Genomic DNA, 20,182 nt, shown 5'->3' with positions numbered 1-20,182 from the left:
CTTCAACCGCCCGAACAACACGCAGCCGAAGATCCTGCGACAAGGGTCCTGCCATTCATGCCGGCCTCCGATCCAGCACAAAGCTTGAATCACAGTTCACCCAAAATGGGAACTCCTCTCGAATCAGCCTTAGCGGCTAACGCTCTAGCTTTGGCCTGCGCGCGATGGATAGCCCTATGGAATTGCTGGACCGTATTACCCAACAGCCTGAGGTGATGGGCGGCAGGGCCTGCATTCGCGGGATGCGGGTCACTGTCGGCATGATCGTCGGCCAGATCGGTGCGGGACACAGCATCGATGAGGTTCTCGCCGACTATCCCGACTTGGACCGCGAGGACGTCATGCAGGCGCTGCGCCACGCCGCTCGACTGGTCTGACGCGCCCACGCTTCACCCCAGGGATGCGCCGCCTTGTCTGGCATTTCGCCGGGGCTTGCGGTAAGCACCCTCGCCATGCCCGATGTTGCAGCGCAAGACGACGAGCCGCTTGCCCTCTACCGCCGCCGGATCGCCGAGGGCGCGCTGCGCGCCGACCCGGCCCAGGCCGCCGCGGTCGAGAAGCTGCAGCGGCTGCACCGGCAGCTGCGCAGCTACACCCCGCCCGAACCCGAGCCCAACGGCAACGGCCTGCTGGCCCGCCTTGGCTTCGGCAAGAAGAAGGCGCCGGCGATCGACCCGCCGCGCGGCCTCTACTTCTGGGGCGGCGTCGGCCGCGGCAAGTCCATGCTGATGGATTTGTTCTTCGACACCACGCCGGTGCCGCGCAAGCGCCGGGTGCATTTCAACGCCTTCATGCTGGAGGTGCATCAGCGCATCCACGAATGGCGCCAGTCCGGCGCCGCGGCCGAAGGCGAGACCGCCGATCCGATTCCGCCCTTGGCCCGCCGCATCGCGGCCGAGGCCTGGCTGTTGTGCTTCGACGAATTCCATGTCGTCGACATCGCCGACGCCATGATCCTGGGCCGGCTGTTCCAGGCGCTGTTCGGCCTCGGCGTGATCGTGGTCGCGACCTCGAACTGGCCGCCGGACGACCTGTACAAGGACGGGCTGCAGCGCGACCGCTTCCTGCCCTTCATCGCCATGATCAAGAAGAAGCTGGAGGTGGCGGAGCTGGACGGCGGCCGGGACTATCGCCTGGACCGGCTGCGCGGCCGGCCGGTGTACCATTCGCCTCTGGGCGGGATGGCGCACAAGGCGCTGGCCGACCTGTTCGCCGACCTGACCGACGGCGCCGGCGGCGCGCCGGTCACCCTGCCCGTCCCCGGCAACCGCACGCTGGAGGTGCCGCGCGCCGCCAAGGGCGTGGCCTGGTGCGATTTCGACGCACTGTGCGCCCGACCGCTGGGCGCCGCCGACTATCTGACGCTGGCCGACGCCTTCCACACCGTGATCATCGAGGGCGTGCCGCGCTTCACCGAGGCCAAGCGCCACGAGATGAAGCGCTTCATCGTGCTGATCGACAGCCTGTACGAGGCCCGCCGCCGGGTGGTGATCGCGGCCGAGGTGCCGGTCACCCAGCTCTATGCCGGCGACAGCCAGGCGCTGGAATTCGCCCGCACCGAGAGCCGGCTGATGGAGATGCAGTCGGTCGACTATATCGAGGCGCGCAAGGCCGCCTGATCGCCGCTACAGCACGAAATCCCCGGCCTGCAGGCCGATCGCGCCGGTCAGCGTGATGGCGAAGTCGGAGGTCCGGTCGCCGTTGAGGTCGCCGGCGATGGTGGTGACCCCGCCGCTGACGGCGTAGCGCAGCTGCCCGGCGACGCCGGTGTAGAGGCCGGTGCCGATGAAGGTGAAGGCCTGGTCGCCGGCGACCGTGACGTTGGCGTCGATCGCCGACAGATCGATGCGGTCGCCCTGGGCATGGCTGAAATCGGTGATCCGGTCGCCGCCGGTCCCGGTCGGGCTCTGCGCCGCGCTGCCATAGACGAAGCGGTCGGCCCCGGCCTCGCCGGTCAGCGTGTCGGCACCGCCCGCCCCGACCAGGACATCGTTGCCGCGGCCGCCCAACAGGACATTGGCGCCGCTGTCGCCGACCAGGCTGTCGTTGCCCTGGCTGCCGGAAAGGTTCTCGATCCCGCTCAGCGTGTCGCCCTGGGCGTCGCCGCCGCTGCCGGTGCCGGCGACGAGGCTGACCGAGACCCCGACCGCGCTGTCGTAATAGCTGGCGGTGTCGGTGCCGGCCCCGCCGACCAGCGCATCGGCGCCGGCATTGCCGCGAAGCACGTCGTTGCCGTCGCCGCCGTCCAGCCGGTCGGCTCCGGCGCCGCCCTGGAGCACGTCGTTCCCGGCCAGTCCGCTCAGTGCGTTGGCACCGCTGTTGCCGAGCAGCTGGTTGGCCAGGGCGTTGCCGGTGCCGCTGAGATTGGCGGCGCCGAGCAGCGTCAGCGCCTCCACGGCGCCGTGCACGGCCGTGGTGTTCGCCAGGCTGAAGCTGATCGAGGACCGCACCGTGTCGACGCCGTCCGAGCCCGTGAAGCTTTCGTCGACCACGTCCCCTGTGTTGTCGACGACATAGGTGTCGTTGCCCTTGAAGCCGATCATGGTGTCCGCGCCCGCGCCGCCATCCAGCACGTTGTTCCCGACATTGCCGACCAGTTGGTTGGCGAGCGCGTTGCCGGTGCCGTTGAGGTTTCCTGTCCCGAGCTGGAGGTTCTCGATCGAGCCGCGCAGATGGGCGGAGGCGACCAGGCTGTAGCTGATATAGGAGATCACCGTGTCGATGCCGCCGGATCCGGCGACGCCCTCGTCGACCATGTCCAGGGCGCTGTCGACGCCGTAGGTATCGTTGCCGGCTCCGCCCTGCATGACATCGCCCCCCGCGCCGCCGTCGAGGACGTTGTCGCCGGCACCGCAGAGCAGGGTGTCGTCACCGGCATCGCCGGACACCGCGCCATCGAGCCGTCCCGACCGCCCGTCGTAATAGTCGTTGCCGGCCCCGAGCACGACACCGCCTTCCATGGTTCCGCTGTTGACGATGATGTCGATGCCGTCGCCCGTATCCCCCTGATAGGCGTTGAGGCCGGAGATCACGCCGCTGTTCTGCACCTTGATCGTAAGGGTCGAGTTGTCGATACGGCGAATGGCCCCGAGGCCGGAACACTCGATCAGGCCGGTGTTCTCGATCGACCATCCGTCCACGGTCGGATCGGGGCTGAACGGAGCGCCGCCGATCTGCACGCCGACCAGGTCGCCCCAGATCGTGCCGTGATTGACGACCGAGGACCGGTCGCCCAGCGATATGCCGTAGCCGCCGCCGACATAGGCATCCGCGGTGAGGCTGACGCTGCCGCTGCTCAGCTCGATGCCGGCGCGATCGCCGAAGACGGTGCCGCGGATGATGGCCCGGTGCGAGCCCGTGCCGTAGATCGCGTAGGCATCGGTCGATCCGAGCGTCGCGCCGTCGGAGACGAAGACGTCGTCCGTGCTGCCGAGATTGGCCGGGATACCGGAGCTGACCGTGTTCCCCGCGAAGATCTGCGTCGCCATGTCCGCCCTCCGTGATCCCTGTGTCCGGCCCGACCCATGGGTGGCGGGCGGACGCATGCCATCACATCCGGCAGGGCGGTGCGTCATCCGAACGGAGGAGGCGGGAAGCGCCGGTCAGGCGCAGGATGCGCGGTCCGGCGCGATCAGGCCTTCATCGTCACCAGCCGCTCGAAGGCGGCCAGGGTCTCGGCGCTGACATGGTGCTCGATGCCCTCGGCGTCGATCTCCGCCACCTCGGCGCTGACCCCGATCGACTTCAGGAACTCGACCACGATGCGGTGGCGCCGGCGGCAGGCATCGGCCATCTCGCGCCCGGCATCGGTCAGGAAGATCGAACGGTAGGGCCGGGCGCTGACCAGCCCCTCGCGCTGCAGCCGGGCGATGGTCTTGTTGACCGTGGCATGGGCCACGCCGAATCGCTCCGCCAGCTCGACGATCCGGGCCTCGCCCTGGCTGTCGATCAGCTCGGCGATCATCTCGACATAGTCTTCGGCCGTCTCGGACTGGCGGGCCTGGCGCACCCGGCTGAACCCCGCGGCCTGCAGCCCGGTGTCGCTCGGGCGATCCTGTTCGGTCATCTCGTCTGTCCTTCGGAGCCGGAAACCGTCCGGCGCCATTGATGAGTCGGGACCGCCGTTCTGCGGTCCCATAAGGCCGGCGCGGTTGCGGCGCATCATACCGGCAGATCGGAAAATGACAAGGTGATGACGCTTGCCAAGAATGTAGCCATGGCTACATTATACAGGACGGGGAGAGTCGAATCGGCAAACACCTCAGCCGCTGCGCGGCAGCGGGAATGAACGAGCGCGCATGATGAGAAGCGACATCGCTGCCCAGGAGATTGCCCAGCAGGGCAGCGCCGCCGGCTCCGGCTGGCGGATGGAGCCGACAGCCCCGAGCCTGCCCGAGGTGCACCGCAGCATCGCCGTGCCGGGCGGCACCGGCTGGCTGCGCAAGCTGTTCGCCTTCGTCGGCCCGGGCTATCTCGTCGCCGTCGGCTACATGGACCCGGGCAACTGGGCGACCGACCTGGCCGGCGGCTCGGCCTTCGGCTACACGCTGCTGTCGGTCATCCTGCTGTCGAACGTGATGGCGATCCTGCTGCAGGCGCTGTCGGCCAAGCTGGGCATCGTCACCGGGCGCGACCTGGCCCAGGCCTGCCGCGACCACTACCCGAAGCCGGTCGCCGTCAGCCTGTGGTTCCTGTGCGAGGTGGCGATCGTCGCCTGCGACCTGGCCGAGGTGATCGGCACCGCCATCGCGCTGCAGCTCTTGTTCGGCATCCCGCTGTTGTGGGGCGTGGTGCTGACCGCGCTGGATGTCATGGTGGTGCTGTACCTGCAGCACCGCGGCTTCCGGCACCTGGAGGCGTTCATCATCGGGCTGATGCTGATCATCGGCGGCTGCTTCCTGGTCGAGCTGATCCTGGCCCAGCCGGCGATCGCCGAGATCGCCCGCGGCTTCATCCCCTCGCCCGAGATCGTGACCAACCCGGCGATGCTGTACATCGCCATCGGCATCATCGGCGCGACGGTGATGCCGCATAACCTCTACCTGCACTCCTCGATCGTGCAGACCCGGGCCTTCGAGCGGACCGAGCCGGGCAGGCGCGAGGCGATCCGCTTCGCCACCATCGATTCGACCGTGGCGCTGATGTTTGCGCTGTTCATCAACGCCGCGATCCTGATCCTGGCCGCCGCCACCTTCCACACCGCCGGCCGCACCGACGTGGCCGAGATCCAGGACGCCTACCAGCTGCTGACGCCGATGCTGGGCGTCGGCATCGCCAGCACCCTGTTCGCGGTGGCGCTGCTGGCCTCGGGCCAGAACTCGACCCTGACCGCCACCCTGGCCGGGCAGATCGTGATGGAAGGCTTCCTGTCGATCCGGCTGAAGCCCTGGCTGCGGCGGCTGATCACCCGCGGCATCGCCATCGTGCCGACGGTGATCGTCACCGCGATGTACGGCGAGAGCGGCACCGCCCAGCTGCTGGTGCTGAGCCAGGTGGTGCTGAGCCTGCAGTTGCCCTTCGCCGTGGTGCCGCTGGTGGCCTTCACCAGCGACAAGGCCAAGATGGGCGCCTTCGCCAACCCGGCCTGGCTGAAATGGACCGCTTGGCTGGTGTCGGCGGTGATCATCGTGCTGAACGTCAAGCTGCTGTTCGACTGGGTCAGTGGGGCTTAGCCGACGCCGCGACCGCTCGCGCCAGGGCCTGGTCCAGCTCCGGGCCCTCCGGCAGGGCCAGGCCGAACACCTCCACCAGCAAAGCCTTCATCTCGCCGACATCGGCCAGGGTCCGCCGCTCGGTGCCGCCCCCCAGCCGGTGCACGGCATAGTCGGCATTTCCCAGGGCATGGCGGGCGTCCGGCTGCGGCCGGGCCACGGTCAGCCCGGTGACGAAATGCGAGCCGGGATGGGTGGCGAGATACCAGTTCGATGCCTCGTAATCGACCGGCCACTGCTCCTGCAGGTCGAAGCGGTACATCGACCGCCATTGGTCTCCCGTCTTCGCCTGCAGCTTGAGGTCGCCGCCGACCGGCAGCAGCCGGAACGGCTCGTGCGGCGTCGGCTGCTCGATCCCGGGTTCCAGCCGCAGCACCCCGGTCAGGGTCTGGCCGCCGAAGCCGACATCGACGATCCGCGGCCCGTCATCGAGATCGACCCGCAGCAGCATGTGGCTGCGCGCGCTGATGTGATCCTCGGGCTGGCCCCACAGCACCCGGGCGGTGTGGGCGGTCACCCGGAAGCCGATGGCCAGCAGCGTCAGGCGCAGCAGCAGGTTCTGCTCGAAGCAGTAGCCGCCGCGGCCGCCGGCCACCAGCTTGCGCTGCAGCGAGCCGGGGTCGAGCAGGGGCGCCCGGCCGAGCAGCGGGTCGAGATTCTCGAAGGGAATGGCGCAGGCGTGGCGGAACACCAGCGCCTGCAGCGTCGCCAGGTCCGGCGCCACCGGCCCGTCATGGCCGATGCGGTGGAGATAGGCGTCGAGATCGAAGCTGTCGGTCATGGCGGCCCCCCTCCGCTGGCTGCGGAGGGGAGCCTAACCCGATGCGGCGTGAGGTCGTCCGGGAATTCGCTGGCGCGAGTCGGCTGGCGGTGGCTTCGAGAACCGGAGCGCAGCGCACATTTGGTGCGTGAGCACCGGAAGCGGAGAAGCCGCCGTCAGACGGCCGCGCCAGTAGAATTCCCGGGCGGCCTCAGATCACGAAGTCGATGCCCGGGGGAACCGGGATCGAGTGGTCCATGGTGAGGGCGGGCAGCGGCTCCGAACACGAGCCGACGATGCGGGCGGGGACGCCCACCGCCGTCCGGTGCGGCGGCACATCGGCCAGGACCACGCTGCCGGCGCCGATCTTGGCGCCCTCGCCGATCTCGATATTGCCGAGGATCTTGGCGCCGGCGCCGATCAGCACGCCGTCGCGCACCTTCGGGTGGCGGTCGCCGCCGACCTTGCCGGTGCCGCCGAGGGTGACGCCGTGCAGGATCGAGACATCGTTGCCGACCACCGCGGTCTCGCCGATCACCACGCCGGTGCCGTGGTCGATCAGCAGGCCCCAGCCGATCCGGGCGGCGGGGTGGATGTCGACCGCGAGGCTCTCGGACACCCGGCTCTGCAGGAAATGGGCCAGCGCGGTGCGGCCATGGCCGTGCAGCCAGTGGCCGACCCGGTGCCACTGCAGCGCGTGGAAGCCCTTGAAGAACAGGAACGGCGTCAGGTGGTCGCGCGCCGCCGGGTCACGGTCCTTGATGGCGTCGAGGTCCAGCACCGCATGGCCGGCGATCGTCGGATCGGCGCGCATCGCCTCCGCCGCCAGCGCCAGCAGCCGGTCATGGCACGCCGTATCGCATTCCAGCTTGGTCGCCAGCAGGCGGGCGAGCGCATCGCTGAAATCGGCGGCGCCGAGCACGATGCGTTCGACCACGGGCGCCAGGATCGCCTCCTGCCGCGCCAGGATGGCGGCGGAATCGCGCATCAGCGCGAACACCTCCGCGTTCCGGTCGAACGCGAACGAGTCGGCGGCGTCAGCCTTCCGCGCGAGGGCGGTGTCGGGCATGGCCTCATTCCCCTTTGCCGGGCCGGGCGGCGGGGAGGCCCGCCCGGCACAATGACCATGGAGAGGAAATAGGCCTTCCCCGGCCGCTTGTCATCAGCGCAGATAAATTCTTTGGTATACGCTTCTTGTTTTGTTGATATTTTTATTTCAGCAAATTCAGATTGCTGTTTTCTCCGGGAGAAGGCCGGTCTCACGGTTTCCGGAACCTCGGCCGCCTCCCTTCGGGGCTCGCCATGACGGGCCGGGATTTCGTACCGTCGGCTGGACCGCTGATCCCTGGAGAATCGCCCCATGCCCGTCGCCGTCTTCGCCTCGGCCACCGATGATCCCGCCCAGTGGCTGCCGGCGCTGCGCGAGGCGATGCCGGCGCTGGAGGTGCGGGTCTGGCCCGAGATCGGCGACCCGGCCGGGATCGACTACGCCATCGTCTGGAAGCCGCCGGCCGGGATGCTGGCGGCGCTGCCGAAGCTGAAGGTGATCTACTCGCTCGGCGCCGGCATCGACGCCATGCTGCGCGACCCGACCCTGCCGGCCGACGTGCCGCTGGTGCGCATGGTCGACCTCAGCCTGAGCGAGGGCATGGTCGAGTACGTGGCCGAGCAGGTGCTGGCGATCCACCGCCAGGCCCGGACCTACCGCGCCCAGCAGGCGGCGGGGGAATGGCTGCAGCACGACCAGCGGCTGGCCCGCGACACGACCGTCGGCATCCTCGGCCTCGGCACGCTGGGCGCGGCCGCTGCGCGGGCGCTGACGGCGCTGAACTTCCGGGTCGCGGGCTGGAGCCGCACGCCCAAGGCGGTGACGGGCGTCGAGGGCTTCGCCGGCGCCGAGCAGCTGGGCGCCTTCCTGGCGCGGTCGGAGATCCTGGTCTGCCTGCTGCCGCTGACGGCGGAGACCGAGGACATCCTCGACCGCCGCCTGTTCGCCGCCCTGCCGCGCGGCGCCTGGGTGGTCAATGCCGGGCGCGGCCATCACCTGGTCGACGCCGACCTGATCGCGGCGCTGGATTCCGGCCATCTGGCCGGCGCGGTGCTGGACGTGTTCCGGACCGAGCCGCTGCCGGCCGGCCATCCGTTCTGGGCCCATCCGAAGCTGGTGCTGACGCCGCACATCGCCGCCAGCAACAACGCCAAATACGCGACCCAGCGCCTGGCCGAGCAGATCGCCCGCTTCGAGCGCGGCGAGCCGATGGAGGACGTGGTCGACCGGTCGCGGGGGTACTAAGGACGCCGATATCACCCAAGCAGTACCAACATAGTATATACTGTATTGGTACCCAGGAGATCTCGATGCCGAAGGAAGCGATGTTCACACTCAAGCTGGAGCCGGAACTGCGCGAGCAGTTCATGGCCGAAGCTGCGGCCGCGGATCGGCCGGCATCTCAGATCATCCGTGAATTCATGCGCGACTTCGTCCGGCAGCAGCGGGCGGCACGGGAGCATGACGAATGGTTTCGCGCCGAGGTCGAGCAGGCCATGCGGGAGGCCGACGATCCCAGCGTGAAGCGCATTTCGCAGGAGGACGCCTCCGCCGAATGGCGCCGGCAACGGGCCGAGCTGGTGAAGCGCGCCGGTGAGCGGACCGAGTGAAGCTCGAATGGCTGCCCATGGCGTTGATGAATCGGCGCAGCCAATTGGCCTATATCGCCGAGAGAAATCCCTGGGCCGCAATCGACATGGGCGAAATCATCGAAACGGCCGTACAGCGCCTGACTGAGCATCCGCACGTCGGCAGGCCGGGCCGGCACAAGGGCACGCGCGAACTGGTGGTCGTCGGCACGCCCTTTGTAATTGCCTACCGGATCGAGCCTGAGAAAGTGGTCATTTTACGCCTCGTGCATGGAGCGCAGAGATGGCCCCGTCGCCTGTGAAGGCCAGCGGCGGTCACGCCGTCGCCCGGCGCAGGGTCGACAGCAGGGCCAGGGCGGCGCAAAGGGCGCCGGCGGCGAAGGCGGCGGAGGTGCCGAACCGCGCCACCACCAGCCCGATCACCGGGCCGGTGGCGGCCAGGCCGATGTCGAAGAAGGCGACATAGGCGCCCAGCGCGGCGCCGCGGCTGGCCGCCGGCACGCGCTTCACCGCCTCGACCCCGAAGGAGGGGAAGACCAGCGAGAAGCCGGCCCCGGTCAGGAAGGCGCCGGCCAGCGCCACCTGCGGCACCGCCGCCGCCCACAGCAGCAGCAGGCCCAGCGCCTGCACGGCCAGCGACCCGGCCGCCACCTTGGCGCCGCCGAAGCGGTCGGGAAAATGCCCGAACAGCAGCCGCGCCAGGATATAGGCGCCGCCGAAGGCGCTGAGGGCGAAGCCGGCGCCGCCCCACCCCTCGGCCTGGAAGTCCAGCGCGATGAAGGCGGAGATCGCGCCGAAGCCGACCGAGGCGAGGGCCAGCCCGGCGCCCTGCGGCCAGACCATGCCGACCACCCGCAGGAAGGGCAGCCGCGCGCCGCCCGCCCCGCGCACCGCCGGCAGCGGCAGCGCCACCAGCCCGGCCAGCACCGCCGCCACGATCACGGCGCCGGCCACCGCGCCGAAGCCGCCCCAGCCGCGCAGCGCCAGGCCGGCCGGGCCGCCCGCGGCGACAGCGCCGTACATGGCGATGCCGACCCAGACCATGGCCCGGCCGGCGCGCGCCCCGCCGACGGCGGCGATGCTCCAGGCCAGGCCGCCGGTCATCATCAGCCCCTCGCCAAGCCCGGCCGCGGCGCGGCCGAGCAGCAGCAGGGCGAAGCCGAGCCGCGGGTCGGCGGGCAGCCCGACGCCGGCATAGAGCAGCCCGGACAGGACGGCGCCGGCCACGCCGACCAGGACTGCCGTCTTGCCGCCGAGCCGGTCGCACAGCCCGCCGGCCCAGGGCCGGGTCAGCAGCGTGACCGCCGGCTGCAGCGCCACGGCCAGGGCCACGGCCAGCGGGCCCTGGCCCAGCGCCTCATGGACATGGACCGGCAGCGCCGCCAGCGGCAGGCCGATGGTGGCGTAGCCGAGGAAGACGATCAGGGCGAAGGGCAGCAGCAGGGCCGCGCCGGACGGGGCCGCGGCCGCGTCGGAGGAAACGATGGAGGACATGACGGATCTCTCGGTTCACGGGTCAGCCCGAAGCTGGCCCGGCCGGGACATGCTTTCCAGTGCAGGTTTCTGACTTTATAATTGCGTCCAATGCACTCCATGGACTTGAACCTGCTGGTCGCGCTCGACGCGCTGCTGGCCGAAGGCAGCGTCGCCGGCGCCGCCCGCCGGATGAATCTGAGCGCGCCGGCGATGAGCCGGACGCTGGCCCGGATCCGCGACGCCGTCGGCGACCCGGTGCTGGTGCGCGCCGGTCGCCGCCTGGTGCCGACGCCGCGGGCGATCGAGCTGCGGGACCGCGTCCGCGCGGTGGTGGAGGATGCGCAGGCGCTGCTGCGGCCGGAGGGCGCCGCCGACCTGACGGTGCTGGAGCGCACCTTCACCATCCGGGCCAGCGACTACGCCGCCGGCGTGTTCGGCGCCGGGCTGGCCGCCGCCGCGGCGCGGCAGGCGCCGGGCGTCACCCTGCGCTTCGCCGACCAGGGCCAGGAGGACGTCAACGCGCTGCGCGAGGGCCGCATCGACCTCGACATCGGCGTGCCGGCCGACACCGGGCCGGAGATCCGGGTCCAGGCCCTGCTGCAGGATCGCTTCGTTGGCGTGGTGCGGCAGGGTCATCCGCTGCTGCAGGGCGACATGACGGCGAAGCGCTTCGCCGCCGCGACCCATGTCGGCGCCTCCCGGCGGGGCCGCACCCGCGGGCCGATCGACGCCGCACTGGACCGGCTGGGCCTGTCGCGCCGGGTGGCGCTGGTGATGCCGAGCTTCTATGCGGCGCTGCTCACCGCCGCCGCGTCGGACATCGTCGCGGCGCTGCCGCTCGCCGTCGTCGCCCGCGCGGCCGGGCTGGGCCTGGCGGTGCAATCCTTCGACCTGCCGGTGACGGTGCCGACGATCACCGTCATCCAGACCTGGCATCCGCGCTTCGACAAGGATGCCGGCCACCGCTGGCTGCGCCAGCTGGTCAAGGCGACGATCGTGGAGACGGCGGAGCGGAGTGGCGAGCCGGCCGGCTAGAGCGATCGCGAAGGCGGCGAGTTGTTGCCTCTCCCGCTTGCGGGAGAGGCAACGCGAGAAGACGCTCGACATCCAGTCAGGTCCTGACCGGACCTAAACTCATTCCGCTCTACCCGAAGCGCCGCACCGCGGTGATGCCCTTGCCCTCGGCGGCCAGGGTCCGGGCGGCGACCTCGCGCACCGGGTCGAGCGAGACGCCGGCGGCGCGGACATTGGCGTGGATCAGGGTCTCGCCATCGACCATCAGCCCGACATGGCCGGGGAAATAGACCAGGTCGCCGCGTTGCAGCCCGGCGCCCTCATCCGTCCCGACCAGCGTCGCGGCCGTGTGCACCTGGCGGTAGGTGTCGCGCTCGATGGCGTGGCCGGCGGCGGCGCAGGCCAGCTGCGCCAGGCCGGAGCAGTCGATGCCGAGGCTGGAGCGGCCGCCCCAGAGATAGGGCACGCCGAGGAAGCGCTGCGCCGTCGCCACCGCATCGGGCTCGATCGCGTCGAGCGGGCCCAGCGCCACCTCCGGCAGCCAGCCGCCGGGCTCGCCGGCCTCGCGGATCCGGGCATAGCCCTTCTCCGTCTCCACCACCTCGACCGGGCTGCGGAAGCTCAGGGCGCGGACCGGCGGGCGCTTGAAGTCCGGCGCCGGGTAGAGGAAGGCGCGGAAGGCCCGCACCCGGTGGGTCGGCGCGGCGATCCGGTCGCTCAGCGCCGCCGCCTCGACATAGCCGACATAGCCGTCCGCCGTGAGCTGGCCCCAGGCCCAGCCGTCCTTGATCTCGTAGACCGTGATGGTCTCGCCATGCAGCATCTCAGTGGCCTGGCCGCGCGCCGCGTCCGGCGCCGAGCGCATCGGCACGATGCCGCGCACCGCCTGGTGCAGCGTGCCGGCGGCATAGCGCTCCGCCGCATGCACGCCGCGCAGGCTTTCGGCCGCCAGGTCCGGGCGCCAGGGCACCAGGTTGCGGTCGATGTCGGGTGCGGTGGTCACGCCGCGGCCCCGATCATGCTGGCGGCCTGGCGCACCAGATCGGCGAACCCGTCGAGATAGGCCTGGCCTTCCGCCGTCCGCTCAATCAGCACGTTGCGCCGGTCCGCCGGGTCGACGGTGCGGCGGGTCAGGCCGAGCTCGCCCAGCCGGTCCAGCGCCCGGGTCACCGCCGGCTTGGAGATCTGCAGGGTCGAGGACAGGCCGCGCACCGTGTGCGGCGCCGGGGTCAGGTAGATGGTGAGCAGCAGGGCGATCTGCCGCGACGACAGGTCCGGCGCCTCGCGCCTTACCGCCGCGGTCAGGGCGTGGCGCCACAGCTCCAGCGCCTGGATCGAGGTCAAAGCGACGGTCATGCCGCACGCATCCCCGGCGACGACGATACGATCGATCGGATCAGCGCCCGCCTCCAAACCGCTCCTCCAGCAGGGCGTAGACGGCCCGCATCGTCATCGCCTCGCCGCCCTTCGGCCGGCCCGGCCGGTCGGCGCCGTTCCAGGCATAGAGGTCGATATGCACCCAGGGCACGCCCGGGGCGACGAAGCGCTCGAGGAACAGGGCCGCGGTGATGGCCCCGCCGAAGCGCGTATCGGGGGCGTTGTTGATGTCGGCGATGCCGGATTTCAGCAACCGGTTGTAGGGCTGCCACAACGGCAGGCGCCACAGCGGGTCCTCGACCCGGCGCGACGCCGCGGCCAGCGCGTCGGCGGTGGCGTCGTCGTTCGAGAACATCGCCGGCAAATCGGTGCCCAGCGCCACCCGGGCGGCGCCGGTCAGGGTGGCGAAGTCGACGATGATCTCGGGCTTTTCGGACGATGCCTCCTCCAGCGCGTCGCACAGCACCAGCCGCCCCTCGGCGTCGGTGTTGCCGATCTCGACCGTCAGCCCCTTGCGGCTGCGATACACGTCCATCGGCCGGAAGGCGTCGCCGGACACGGCGTTCTCCACCGCCGGCACCAGCACGCGCAGCCGCACCGGCAGCCGCGCCATCATCACCATGCGGGCGACGCCGAGGGCATGGGCGGCGCCGCCCATGTCCTTCTTCATCAGCAGCATGTTGCCGGAATCCTTGAGGTCGAGGCCGCCCGAATCGAAGACGACGCCCTTGCCGACCAGCGTCACCTTCGGCGCCGACGGGTCGCCCCATTCGATGTCGATCAGCCGCGGCGCCCGGCTGGAGGCGCGGCCGACGGCGTGGATCATCGGATAGTTGCGGGTCAGCAGCTCATCGCCGGTGACGACGCTGAAGCGGGCGCCGAACTCCTTGGCCAGCGCCTCGGCCGCCGCGGCCAGCTCGGCCGGGCCGAGGTCGTTGGCCGGGGTGTTGACCAGGTCGCGCACCAGCGTCGTGGCACTGGCCGCGCGTTCCACCGCGGCGCGGTCGGCGCCCTGCGGCCAGACCAGCTTGGCGGACGCCCGCTCCGGCCCCTTGTAGCGGCCGTAGTGATAGCCGCCGAGGGCCCAGCCGAAGGCGGCGGCGGTGGCGGTCGCGGCCTCGGCCGAATCATCCAGCCGGTAGGTGCCCACGGGCAGCCCGGTCGGCAGGCCGGCGAAGGCCCAGGGGTCGGAGGCGGAATCGATGCCGACCAGGATCGCGTCGACCCGGCCGCCCTCGCCCGGCAGCGCCAGGGTGCGGCCCGATTCCGCGGCGAAGCCATTGGCCTCGGCCCAGGCCCGTTGCGCCGGCGTGGCGGCGGCCCGCCAGCCCTCCAGCGCAGCCTTGCTGAGCGGGATCAGAGAGACGACCTCTCCCTCGGCGGCATCGACCAGATTCGGCAGCACGGCGTGGGCCTTCTTGCGTTCGGAAACTCGGGGCGGCACACCATGCTCCAGCCCGTTTGCCTTGCCAACCCCCAGCCGGACCGGACCGCCATGCAGCTCCTCATCGGCAACAAGCGCTACTCCTCCTGGTCGCTGCGGCCCTGGCTGGCCCTGGCGCATCACGGCCTCGCCTTCGAGGAGATCCTGATCCCGCTGTACCGCGACGGGTCGAAGGAAGCGATCCTGCGCCACTCGCCCAGCGGCAAGGTGCCGGCGCTGATCGACGGCGGCACCACGGTGTGGGACAGCCTGGCGATCCTGGAAACCCTGGCCGAGCGGTTCCCGGAGCTGGGCCTGTGGCCGCGCGACCCGGCGCGGCGGGCTCTCGCCCGGTCGGTCTCGGCCGAGATGCACAGCGGCTTCGCGGCCCTGCGCAATGAGCTGCCGATGGACCTGGCGCCGACCGATCCGGGCAAGACCCGCAGCGACGCGGCCGAGGCCAACATCGACCGCGTCACCGCGATCTGGCGGCAGTGCCGCGAGGCGGCCGGCGCCGAAGGCCCGTTCCTGTTCGGCGGCTTCGGCGCGGCCGACTGCATGTATGCGCCGGTGGTGCTTCGCCTCGACCGCTACCGGGTGCCGCTGGACCCGGCGTGCCGGGCCTATGCCGACGCGGTGCTGGCCCTGCCGGCGATGCGCCGCTGGGTCGAAGCCGGCATGGCCGAGCCCTGGGTGCTGACGTTCTGACCCGCTGCCCTTCCCCGTCATTGCGAGCGCAGCGAAGCAATCCATGCAGCAGCCCTTGCGGGACGATGGATTGCTTCGTCGGCTTCGCCTCCTCGAAATGACGAAGAAAGACGGATATCGGCAGGCGAATCTCAGCCCTTGCCGATGTCGCCGAGGTCGTAGGGCGTGGTCTGGTACAGCTGGTTGATCCAGTTGCCGAACAGCAGATGGGCGTGGCTGCGCCAGCGGTTCTGCGGGCGGCGCTCGGGGTCGTTGCCGGGGAAGTAGTCATACGGCAGGGCGATCGCCTTGCCGGCGGCGACGTCGCGGAAATACTCGTCGCCCAGCGTGTCGGTGTCGTACTCGACATGGTTGAACATGTGCAGCGACCGGTGGCCGGCATCCTCCAGGAGGCACAGCCCGGCATCGTCCGATTCCATCAGCACCTTCATGCCGCTGGCCGCCGGAAGATCCTCGCGCCGGTTCTCGGTCCAGCGCGACACCGGGATGGTGAAGTCGTCGGAGAAGCCGCGCAGATAGGGCGAGGCCGGCTCGACGATGCGGTGGCGGTACACGCCGAACTTCTTCTGCGGCAGCCCGTGCTTGGGCACGCCGTGGAAATGGTGCACCGCCGCCTGGGCGCCCCAGCAGATGTTGAAGCAGCCATGGACGTTGGTCTGCGTCCAGTCGAAGACGCGGCGCAACTCGTCCCAATAGGTCACCTGGTCGAACGCCATCGTCTCCACCGGCGCGCCGGTAACGATGAAGCCGTCGAACTTCTCGGCCTGCACGTCCTCCCAGTCCCGGTAGAAGGACAGGATGTGGTCGGCCGGCGTGTTGCGCGGCACGTGGTTGGTCATCTTGACCAGCGTCAGCTCAACCTGCAGCGGCGACGCGCCGAGCAGCCGGGCGAACTGGGTCTCGGTCTTGACCTTGTTCGGCATCAGGTTCAGCAGGCCGATCCGCATGGGGCGGATGTCCTGGCGCACCGCCTGCGCCTCGAGCATCACCATGACCCCTTCCGCTTCCAGGACGGAACGGGCGGGCAGATCGTTCGGAATCTTGATCGGCATAGTTCGGTCTGGTTCCACGCGTCGCGGGCAGGACCGAATCTGTGATGGACCCGTTTGGTTGTCGGTTCGACCACATCCCCCCTCTCGGGGGCGCCACCTTGCTCGGGAAGCAGGTTGGCGTCGGGCAGTGCCCAACTCCTGATGTGCGACCAGTTCTACGGGGTCCGCGGGGACATTTCAACTGGATGAATGCGCGATGACATCCGCTCCGCCGGGCCTCGCCTCAGAGATCATTCGGAAATGCGCTGGCGTGAGTCGGCTGGCGGTGGCTTCGAGAACCGGAGCGCAGCGGACGTTAAAGTCCGTGAGCACCGGAAGCGCAGAAGCCGCCGTCAGACGGCCGCACCAGTAGCATTGCCAAATGGTCTCTAGGGCGTGGCCTTGGCCGGCAGGCTGAGCATCGCATTCTCGGCATAGTAGCGGGCGGCGCCGGGGTGCAGCGGCACGCCCAGGCCGCGCGCGGCGCCGTCGAGCGAGATCTCCTTGCCGCGCGGATGGCCGGCCGCCAGCAGCTCCAGCGTCGATTTCTGCCACAGGGCGCGGGTGATCTCGTAGACCGTGGCCTCGGCCACCTTCTCCGCCACCAGCCAGATCGCCCCGACCGACAGGCCCGGCACCTCGGCGGCGACGCCGTCATAGAGGCCGGCGGGGATCGGCTCCTGGGCGAAGAACGGCACCTTGGCGACCAGCGCCTCGGCCTCCGGCCCCGCGATCGGCAGCAGCCGGATCGGCCGGCGCCGCGCCAGGTCGGCGATCACCCCCAGCGGCGGGCCGCCGGTCATCACCATGGCGTCGAGCCCGCCCTCGGCCAGCAGGTCGGCCGAGGGCTCCGGCCGCTCATAGACCTCGGTCACGTCGGTCTGCTTGAGGCCGTAGGCGCCGAGGATCTGGCGGATGTCGTAGATGGTGCCGGAGCCTTCGGCGCCGACCGAGACGCGCTTGCCCTTGAGGTCGGCCACCGACTGCGCCGGGCTGTCCGCCGGCACCACGACATGGACGAATTCGGAGAAGAGATGGGCGATGGCGCGCAGGCTGGTCACCGGCGGCTCGCCGGCGAACGGCCCCTCGCCGGTATAGGCGGCGAAGGCGACATCGGCCTGGGACAGGCCGGAATCGAACTCGCCGTCGCGGATCCGCCGGATGTTGTCGATCGACCCGGCGCTGGCCTGGGCCACCGCGATCAGGCCGGAGACGCCGCAGCTGCCGCCGGCGCTGCCGCAGGGCGGCAGGCCGGGCGGGCCGGAGATGGCGCCGGCGATGATGCCGCCGATCGGGAAATAGGTGCCGCCGGTGGTGCCGGTGCCGATGCGGAAGAACACCGGGTCCTGCGACTGCGCCCGCGCCGATCGCATGCCCCCCAATCCCACCGCGCCGAGCCCCGCCGCGGCCATCCCCGCGGCCGGAAGCACGGTGGTCAGCAGGCGGCGGCGGGTCAGCATGGCAATCCCCCTCAGGCGACGTCGCGCAGGGTCGGCGGCGGCTCGTCCGGCGCGCGCGGGTCGAGCTCGGCCGCGGCCGGCGTGGTGGTCGGCGCGACCGAGACGAAGCTGCCCTGCTCCTCGTTCGGCTTCGCCGCGCGGCGAGTCATGCGATAGACGGTGAACAGCGCCAGCAGCGCCGCCACCGTGCCGGTCCAGGCGAACAGGCCGGACGGGCCCAGCAGCTGCATCACCCGCGACGCCATGATCGGCCCGAACACCGCGCCGGTGCCGTAGCACAGCAGCAGCCCGGCGGCGGCGGGCACCAGCTGCTCCGGCTCCATGAAGTCGTTCGCGTGGCTGAGGCTGAGCGGATAGATGGTGTAGGACAGCCCGCCGAAGGCGGCGAGCAGCACCAGCATCAGCGTCATCGAGCTGCCGCCGAACAGCGCCAGGGCGCCGCTGATCAGGGCCAGCGCGATGGTGATGCCGAGGAACACCTGGCGCCGGTCGAAGCGGTCGGACAGCCGGCCGACCGGATACTGCAGCAGGAATCCGGCGAAGATCGCCGTCATCATGAAGCTGGCGATCCAGTCCGGCGACGGGTCGATGGTGCGGGCATAGACCGGCCCCATGCCGGAGAAGGCGGCGCTGATCAGCCCGACCGAGAAGCAGCCGGCGACGCCGAGCGGCGAGATCGCGATCAGGGCGCGCAGGCCGAAGCGCTTGACCTTGATCACCGGCGGCGTCTCGACCGGGGTCAGCGACAGCGGCACCAGCGACAGCGACACCAGCATCGCCACCACCGAGAACAGGGCGAAGCTGGCCGGGTCCATCACCGTCAGCCAGGGCTGGGACAGGCCGAAGGCGGTGTAGTTCACCGCCATGTAGGAGGACATCACCCGGCCACGCACGGCGTTCGAGGCGCGGGCGTTCAGCCAGCTCTCGATGATGGTGAACAGCACCGCCATGCTGATGCCGGTGATCAGGCGCAGCACGGCCCAGACGACCGGGTCGACCCACAGCGCGTGGAACAGCGCCGCAGCCGACGCGATCGCGGCGAAGGCGGCGAAGGTGCGGATATGGCCGACCAGCAGCACGATGCGCGGGCAGATCAGCGTGCCCAGCGCGAAGCCGCCGGAATAGAAGGCCAGCACCAGGCCGATGGTGCCGACGCCGAAGCCGTCGAGATCCATCCGTACTGCCACCAGCGTGCCGAACAGCCCGTTGCCCATGATCATGATCGCGGCGCTGAGCAGCAGCGGCGCCACGGCCAGGAGGACCGAGCCGAGGGAGGGTGGCGGAGGGGCGGAATCGGTGGCGGCCATTCACGTCCGTTCTAGGTCGGGCGAAGGGCCGGGGCCAGGGAAGATTCGTGACGTTTTCAGGGCAAGCGGCCCCCTGGTCTCCGCCTGCAGATAAAGTGGTGCGGGGCGGTCAGCCGGCCAGCCCCATCGCCTCGATTCAGCCGCCGCGCTTCGGCCGGTAGAAGACGTGGTCGCCGATCGAGGCGGTGCGGCGGAAGCGGTTGGTCCAGGCCGGCATGCCGCGGCCCAGCGCCCGCATCGCCGCCGGGGCGAAGAAATACTGGGCGCCGTCGGTCGGGTCGTCGGCGAAATAGCCGTCCAGCATCTGCCAGACCACCAGACGCGCGGTGCGCTGCAGGATCTCGTCCTGCGCGCTGAGCGGCGCCGGGAACTGCGGCATCGCGCCGCCCCGCACCGCCTTGGCGAAGGCGCGGAAGCGCGGGCGCTGCAGCGGCTCGAACTGGCCCGGGTCGGCCAGGACCTCGCAGGGCGTGTCGCCGAAATCATCGGCCACCGCGATGCGGTTCATGACCACCCAGACCACCGCCGCCATGCCGCGCGTGCCCTGGTTGCCGGCCTCGGTGTAGGCGGTGAAGGCGAGGCAGCGCAGCGACCGCTCCGCCTTGGCCGGGTCGGCCGGCAGGGGCACGCCGCCGATGCTCATCGGGCCGGTCCCGATCCGGCGCAGCAGCGGCGAGGGCTGGTCGACCGAGATGCCGCGGCCGGAGACGAAGACGGAGCAGGCCAGGTCGCCCGGGCCGCAGCCGGTCAGGCGGCGGCCGGCGCCGTCGGCCTCGGTGCTGCGCAGCCAGGGGGCGCCGGCGGGCTCGACCAGCGACACCGCGCGGGCCAGGGCGATGTCCAGCCGCTCGCTCACCTCCGGCGCGGGCCGGTCGACCCGCAGCAGGGAGGAGCGCGGCCGGGCCCAGACCGGCGCGGCGCCGGGGCCGGCGGGCTGGACGAAGGCGGGCATGGTGTCGGCCACCACCGCGCCTGTCCCGGATGGCGTGGCCAGGGCCGGCTGCGACGGCACGGTGTCGGCGGTCGCCGGCAGCACGGCCGCCACGGGCGCGATCGAGGAGGGCGACGCCGGCGCGGTGTCGGCCAGCAGTCCGGCCGTCGGCCCGAGAGAGGCCACGACCACGGGCTTCGCGTCGTTCGGCGCGACATCGATCAGGGTCGCGGCGCCGGACTGCGCCGCCGGCGCGGCGACGGGCGCCACCGGCGTCGTGTCCGCCCGCCCCTCGGCCGGGGCCAAGGGCGGCTCGGTCGTCGCCTGCACCGGCGGCACCGCCACCG

20 protein-coding genes and 1 riboswitch are annotated in these 20,182 nt (G+C 70.9%); of the genes, 8 read left to right on the top strand and 12 right to left on the bottom strand.

Features of this window, described 5'->3' with window-relative positions; translation table 11 throughout:
- Positions 1-176 precede the first annotated feature (176 nt).
- Together BWR60_RS30820 and zapE are read left to right on the top strand one after the other, a co-directional pair.
- Positions 177-377 (top strand): DUF433 domain-containing protein, encoded by a 201-nt coding sequence (locus BWR60_RS30820; protein ID WP_088156244.1) that lies wholly within the window; start codon positions 177-179, stop codon positions 375-377.
- A gap of 75 nt (positions 378-452) precedes the next feature.
- On the top strand, positions 453-1,619 hold the full coding sequence (gene zapE / locus BWR60_RS30815; protein ID WP_088156242.1) for a cell division protein ZapE: 1,167 nt from the start codon (positions 453-455) through the stop codon (positions 1,617-1,619).
- Positions 1,620-1,625: 6 nt separating this feature from the next.
- Here the strand turns inward: zapE and BWR60_RS30810 are convergent, their stop codons facing one another.
- Complete coding sequence (locus tag BWR60_RS30810) at positions 1,626-3,488, bottom strand: calcium-binding protein (RefSeq protein WP_088156240.1); 1,863 nt, start codon at positions 3,486-3,488, stop codon at positions 1,626-1,628.
- Positions 3,489-3,631: 143 nt separating this feature from the next.
- Complete coding sequence (gene mntR, locus BWR60_RS30805) at positions 3,632-4,066, bottom strand: manganese-binding transcriptional regulator MntR (protein ID WP_088156238.1); 435 nt, start codon at positions 4,064-4,066, stop codon at positions 3,632-3,634.
- 235 nt (positions 4,067-4,301) lie between these two features.
- Between mntR and BWR60_RS30800 the strand changes: the two genes are divergently transcribed.
- Entirely contained in the window at positions 4,302-5,672 is a 1,371-nt protein-coding gene (locus tag BWR60_RS30800; RefSeq protein ID WP_088156250.1) for an Nramp family divalent metal transporter, read from the top strand.
- Here BWR60_RS30800 and BWR60_RS30795 read toward each other — a convergent pair.
- Positions 5,659-6,492: an arylamine N-acetyltransferase family protein gene (locus BWR60_RS30795; protein WP_088156236.1), complete on the bottom strand. Its 834-nt coding sequence runs from the start codon at positions 6,490-6,492 to the stop codon at positions 5,659-5,661. The genes BWR60_RS30800 and BWR60_RS30795 overlap by 14 nt on opposite strands.
- 190 nt (positions 6,493-6,682) lie before the next feature.
- A complete protein-coding gene (cysE, locus tag BWR60_RS30790; RefSeq protein ID WP_088156234.1) occupies positions 6,683-7,540 on the bottom strand; it encodes a serine O-acetyltransferase in 858 nt (285 codons plus the stop codon).
- A gap of 291 nt (positions 7,541-7,831) precedes the next feature.
- On the opposite strand from cysE, the gene BWR60_RS30785 reads away from it, so the two are divergent.
- The 3 genes from BWR60_RS30785 to BWR60_RS30775 all read left to right on the top strand — a co-directional run bounded on the left by BWR60_RS30785 (position 7,832) and on the right by BWR60_RS30775 (position 9,410).
- Positions 7,832-8,764 (top strand): 2-hydroxyacid dehydrogenase, encoded by a 933-nt coding sequence (locus tag BWR60_RS30785; RefSeq protein ID WP_088156233.1) that lies wholly within the window; start codon positions 7,832-7,834, stop codon positions 8,762-8,764.
- 65 nt (positions 8,765-8,829) lie between these two features.
- Positions 8,830-9,129 carry an antitoxin of toxin-antitoxin stability system gene (locus BWR60_RS30780; RefSeq protein WP_088156231.1) on the top strand — a complete coding sequence of 100 codons (300 nt, stop codon included), beginning with the start codon at positions 8,830-8,832 and terminating at the stop codon, positions 9,127-9,129.
- Complete coding sequence (locus tag BWR60_RS30775) at positions 9,126-9,410, top strand: type II toxin-antitoxin system RelE/ParE family toxin (RefSeq protein WP_088156229.1); 285 nt, start codon at positions 9,126-9,128, stop codon at positions 9,408-9,410. Before BWR60_RS30780 ends, BWR60_RS30775 begins: the two co-directional genes overlap by 4 nt.
- Positions 9,411-9,423: 13 nt before the next feature.
- On the opposite strand, the gene BWR60_RS30770 is transcribed toward BWR60_RS30775, so the two are convergent.
- Entirely contained in the window at positions 9,424-10,602 is a 1,179-nt protein-coding gene (locus BWR60_RS30770) for an MFS transporter (protein WP_088156227.1), read from the bottom strand.
- A 99-nt stretch (positions 10,603-10,701) separates the two neighbouring features.
- Between BWR60_RS30770 and BWR60_RS30765 the strand changes: the two genes are divergently transcribed.
- Positions 10,702-11,619 (top strand): LysR family transcriptional regulator, encoded by a 918-nt coding sequence (locus BWR60_RS30765; protein ID WP_343216429.1) that lies wholly within the window; start codon positions 10,702-10,704, stop codon positions 11,617-11,619.
- Between the two features lie 109 nt (positions 11,620-11,728).
- Here the strand turns inward: BWR60_RS30765 and BWR60_RS30760 are convergent, their stop codons facing one another.
- Genes BWR60_RS30760 through BWR60_RS30750 form a run of 3 tightly spaced genes read right to left on the bottom strand, consistent with a single transcriptional unit; the run spans position 11,729 to position 14,380 of the window.
- Complete coding sequence (locus tag BWR60_RS30760) at positions 11,729-12,601, bottom strand: NlpC/P60 family protein (RefSeq protein ID WP_088156223.1); 873 nt, start codon at positions 12,599-12,601, stop codon at positions 11,729-11,731.
- Positions 12,598-12,954: a MarR family winged helix-turn-helix transcriptional regulator gene (locus BWR60_RS30755; protein ID WP_088156248.1), complete on the bottom strand. Its 357-nt coding sequence runs from the start codon at positions 12,952-12,954 to the stop codon at positions 12,598-12,600. The genes BWR60_RS30760 and BWR60_RS30755 overlap by 4 nt, the downstream gene beginning before the upstream one ends.
- 40 nt (positions 12,955-12,994) lie before the next feature.
- Positions 12,995-14,380, bottom strand: coding sequence for a leucyl aminopeptidase family protein (locus BWR60_RS30750; protein WP_230983230.1), 1,386 nt, complete (start codon positions 14,378-14,380; stop codon positions 12,995-12,997).
- A 90-nt stretch (positions 14,381-14,470) separates the two neighbouring features.
- Between BWR60_RS30750 and BWR60_RS30745 the strand changes: the two genes are divergently transcribed.
- Positions 14,471-15,106, top strand: a complete 636-nt coding sequence (locus tag BWR60_RS30745) for a glutathione S-transferase family protein (protein ID WP_088156219.1) — start codon at positions 14,471-14,473, stop codon at positions 15,104-15,106.
- 131 nt (positions 15,107-15,237) lie between these two features.
- Here the strand turns inward: BWR60_RS30745 and BWR60_RS30740 are convergent, their stop codons facing one another.
- The 4 genes from BWR60_RS30740 to BWR60_RS30725 all read right to left on the bottom strand — a co-directional run.
- A complete protein-coding gene (locus BWR60_RS30740; protein ID WP_088156217.1) occupies positions 15,238-16,158 on the bottom strand; it encodes a homoserine O-succinyltransferase in 921 nt (306 codons plus the stop codon).
- A 44-nt stretch (positions 16,159-16,202) separates the two neighbouring features.
- Positions 16,203-16,308: riboswitch (SAM-I-IV-variant riboswitch) on the bottom strand.
- Between the two features lie 218 nt (positions 16,309-16,526).
- Positions 16,527-17,597 (bottom strand): TAXI family TRAP transporter solute-binding subunit, encoded by a 1,071-nt coding sequence (locus BWR60_RS30735; protein ID WP_218823760.1) that lies wholly within the window; start codon positions 17,595-17,597, stop codon positions 16,527-16,529.
- 11 nt (positions 17,598-17,608) lie between these two features.
- The gene (locus tag BWR60_RS30730) at positions 17,609-18,904 is read right to left on the bottom strand and encodes an MFS transporter (protein WP_088156215.1); all 1,296 of its coding nucleotides are present in this window, start codon (positions 18,902-18,904) and stop codon (positions 17,609-17,611) included.
- Positions 18,905-19,040: 136 nt separating this feature from the next.
- On the bottom strand, positions 19,041-20,182 hold a 1,142-nt coding region (locus BWR60_RS30725), incomplete at its 5' end, for a cell wall hydrolase (protein WP_179222019.1).

The sequence above is a fragment of the Inquilinus limosus genome (assembly GCF_002195995.1).
Lineage (GTDB): Bacteria > Pseudomonadota > Alphaproteobacteria > DSM-16000 > Inquilinaceae > Inquilinus > Inquilinus limosus_C.
This window is presented reverse-complemented; position numbering and strand designations above follow the sequence as displayed.

What these genes read in the sequence shown, in the direction of transcription:
- BWR60_RS30785 (WP_088156233.1), top strand. Translation starts at nt 7,832, where the DNA reads ATGCCCGTCGCCGTCTTCGCCTCGGCCACCGATGATCCCGCCCAGTGG.
- mntR (WP_088156238.1), bottom strand. Translation starts at nt 4,066, where the DNA reads ATGACCGAACAGGATCGCCCGAGCGACACCGGGCTGCAGGCCGCGGGG.
- BWR60_RS30735 (WP_218823760.1), bottom strand. Translation starts at nt 17,597, where the DNA reads ATGCTGACCCGCCGCCGCCTGCTGACCACCGTGCTTCCGGCCGCGGGG.
- BWR60_RS30740 (WP_088156217.1), bottom strand. Translation starts at nt 16,158, where the DNA reads ATGCCGATCAAGATTCCGAACGATCTGCCCGCCCGTTCCGTCCTGGAA.
- BWR60_RS30820 (WP_088156244.1), top strand. Translation starts at nt 177, where the DNA reads ATGGAATTGCTGGACCGTATTACCCAACAGCCTGAGGTGATGGGCGGC.
- BWR60_RS30745 (WP_088156219.1), top strand. Translation starts at nt 14,471, where the DNA reads ATGCAGCTCCTCATCGGCAACAAGCGCTACTCCTCCTGGTCGCTGCGG.
- BWR60_RS30765 (WP_343216429.1), top strand. Translation starts at nt 10,702, where the DNA reads ATGGACTTGAACCTGCTGGTCGCGCTCGACGCGCTGCTGGCCGAAGGC.
- BWR60_RS30810 (WP_088156240.1), bottom strand. Translation starts at nt 3,488, where the DNA reads ATGGCGACGCAGATCTTCGCGGGGAACACGGTCAGCTCCGGTATCCCG.
- BWR60_RS30770 (WP_088156227.1), bottom strand. Translation starts at nt 10,602, where the DNA reads ATGTCCTCCATCGTTTCCTCCGACGCGGCCGCGGCCCCGTCCGGCGCG.
- BWR60_RS30755 (WP_088156248.1), bottom strand. Translation starts at nt 12,954, where the DNA reads ATGACCGTCGCTTTGACCTCGATCCAGGCGCTGGAGCTGTGGCGCCAC.
- BWR60_RS30780 (WP_088156231.1), top strand. Translation starts at nt 8,830, where the DNA reads ATGCCGAAGGAAGCGATGTTCACACTCAAGCTGGAGCCGGAACTGCGC.
- cysE (WP_088156234.1), bottom strand. Translation starts at nt 7,540, where the DNA reads ATGCCCGACACCGCCCTCGCGCGGAAGGCTGACGCCGCCGACTCGTTC.
- BWR60_RS30795 (WP_088156236.1), bottom strand. Translation starts at nt 6,492, where the DNA reads ATGACCGACAGCTTCGATCTCGACGCCTATCTCCACCGCATCGGCCAT.
- BWR60_RS30730 (WP_088156215.1), bottom strand. Translation starts at nt 18,904, where the DNA reads ATGGCCGCCACCGATTCCGCCCCTCCGCCACCCTCCCTCGGCTCGGTC.
- BWR60_RS30800 (WP_088156250.1), top strand. Translation starts at nt 4,302, where the DNA reads ATGAGAAGCGACATCGCTGCCCAGGAGATTGCCCAGCAGGGCAGCGCC.
- zapE (WP_088156242.1), top strand. Translation starts at nt 453, where the DNA reads ATGCCCGATGTTGCAGCGCAAGACGACGAGCCGCTTGCCCTCTACCGC.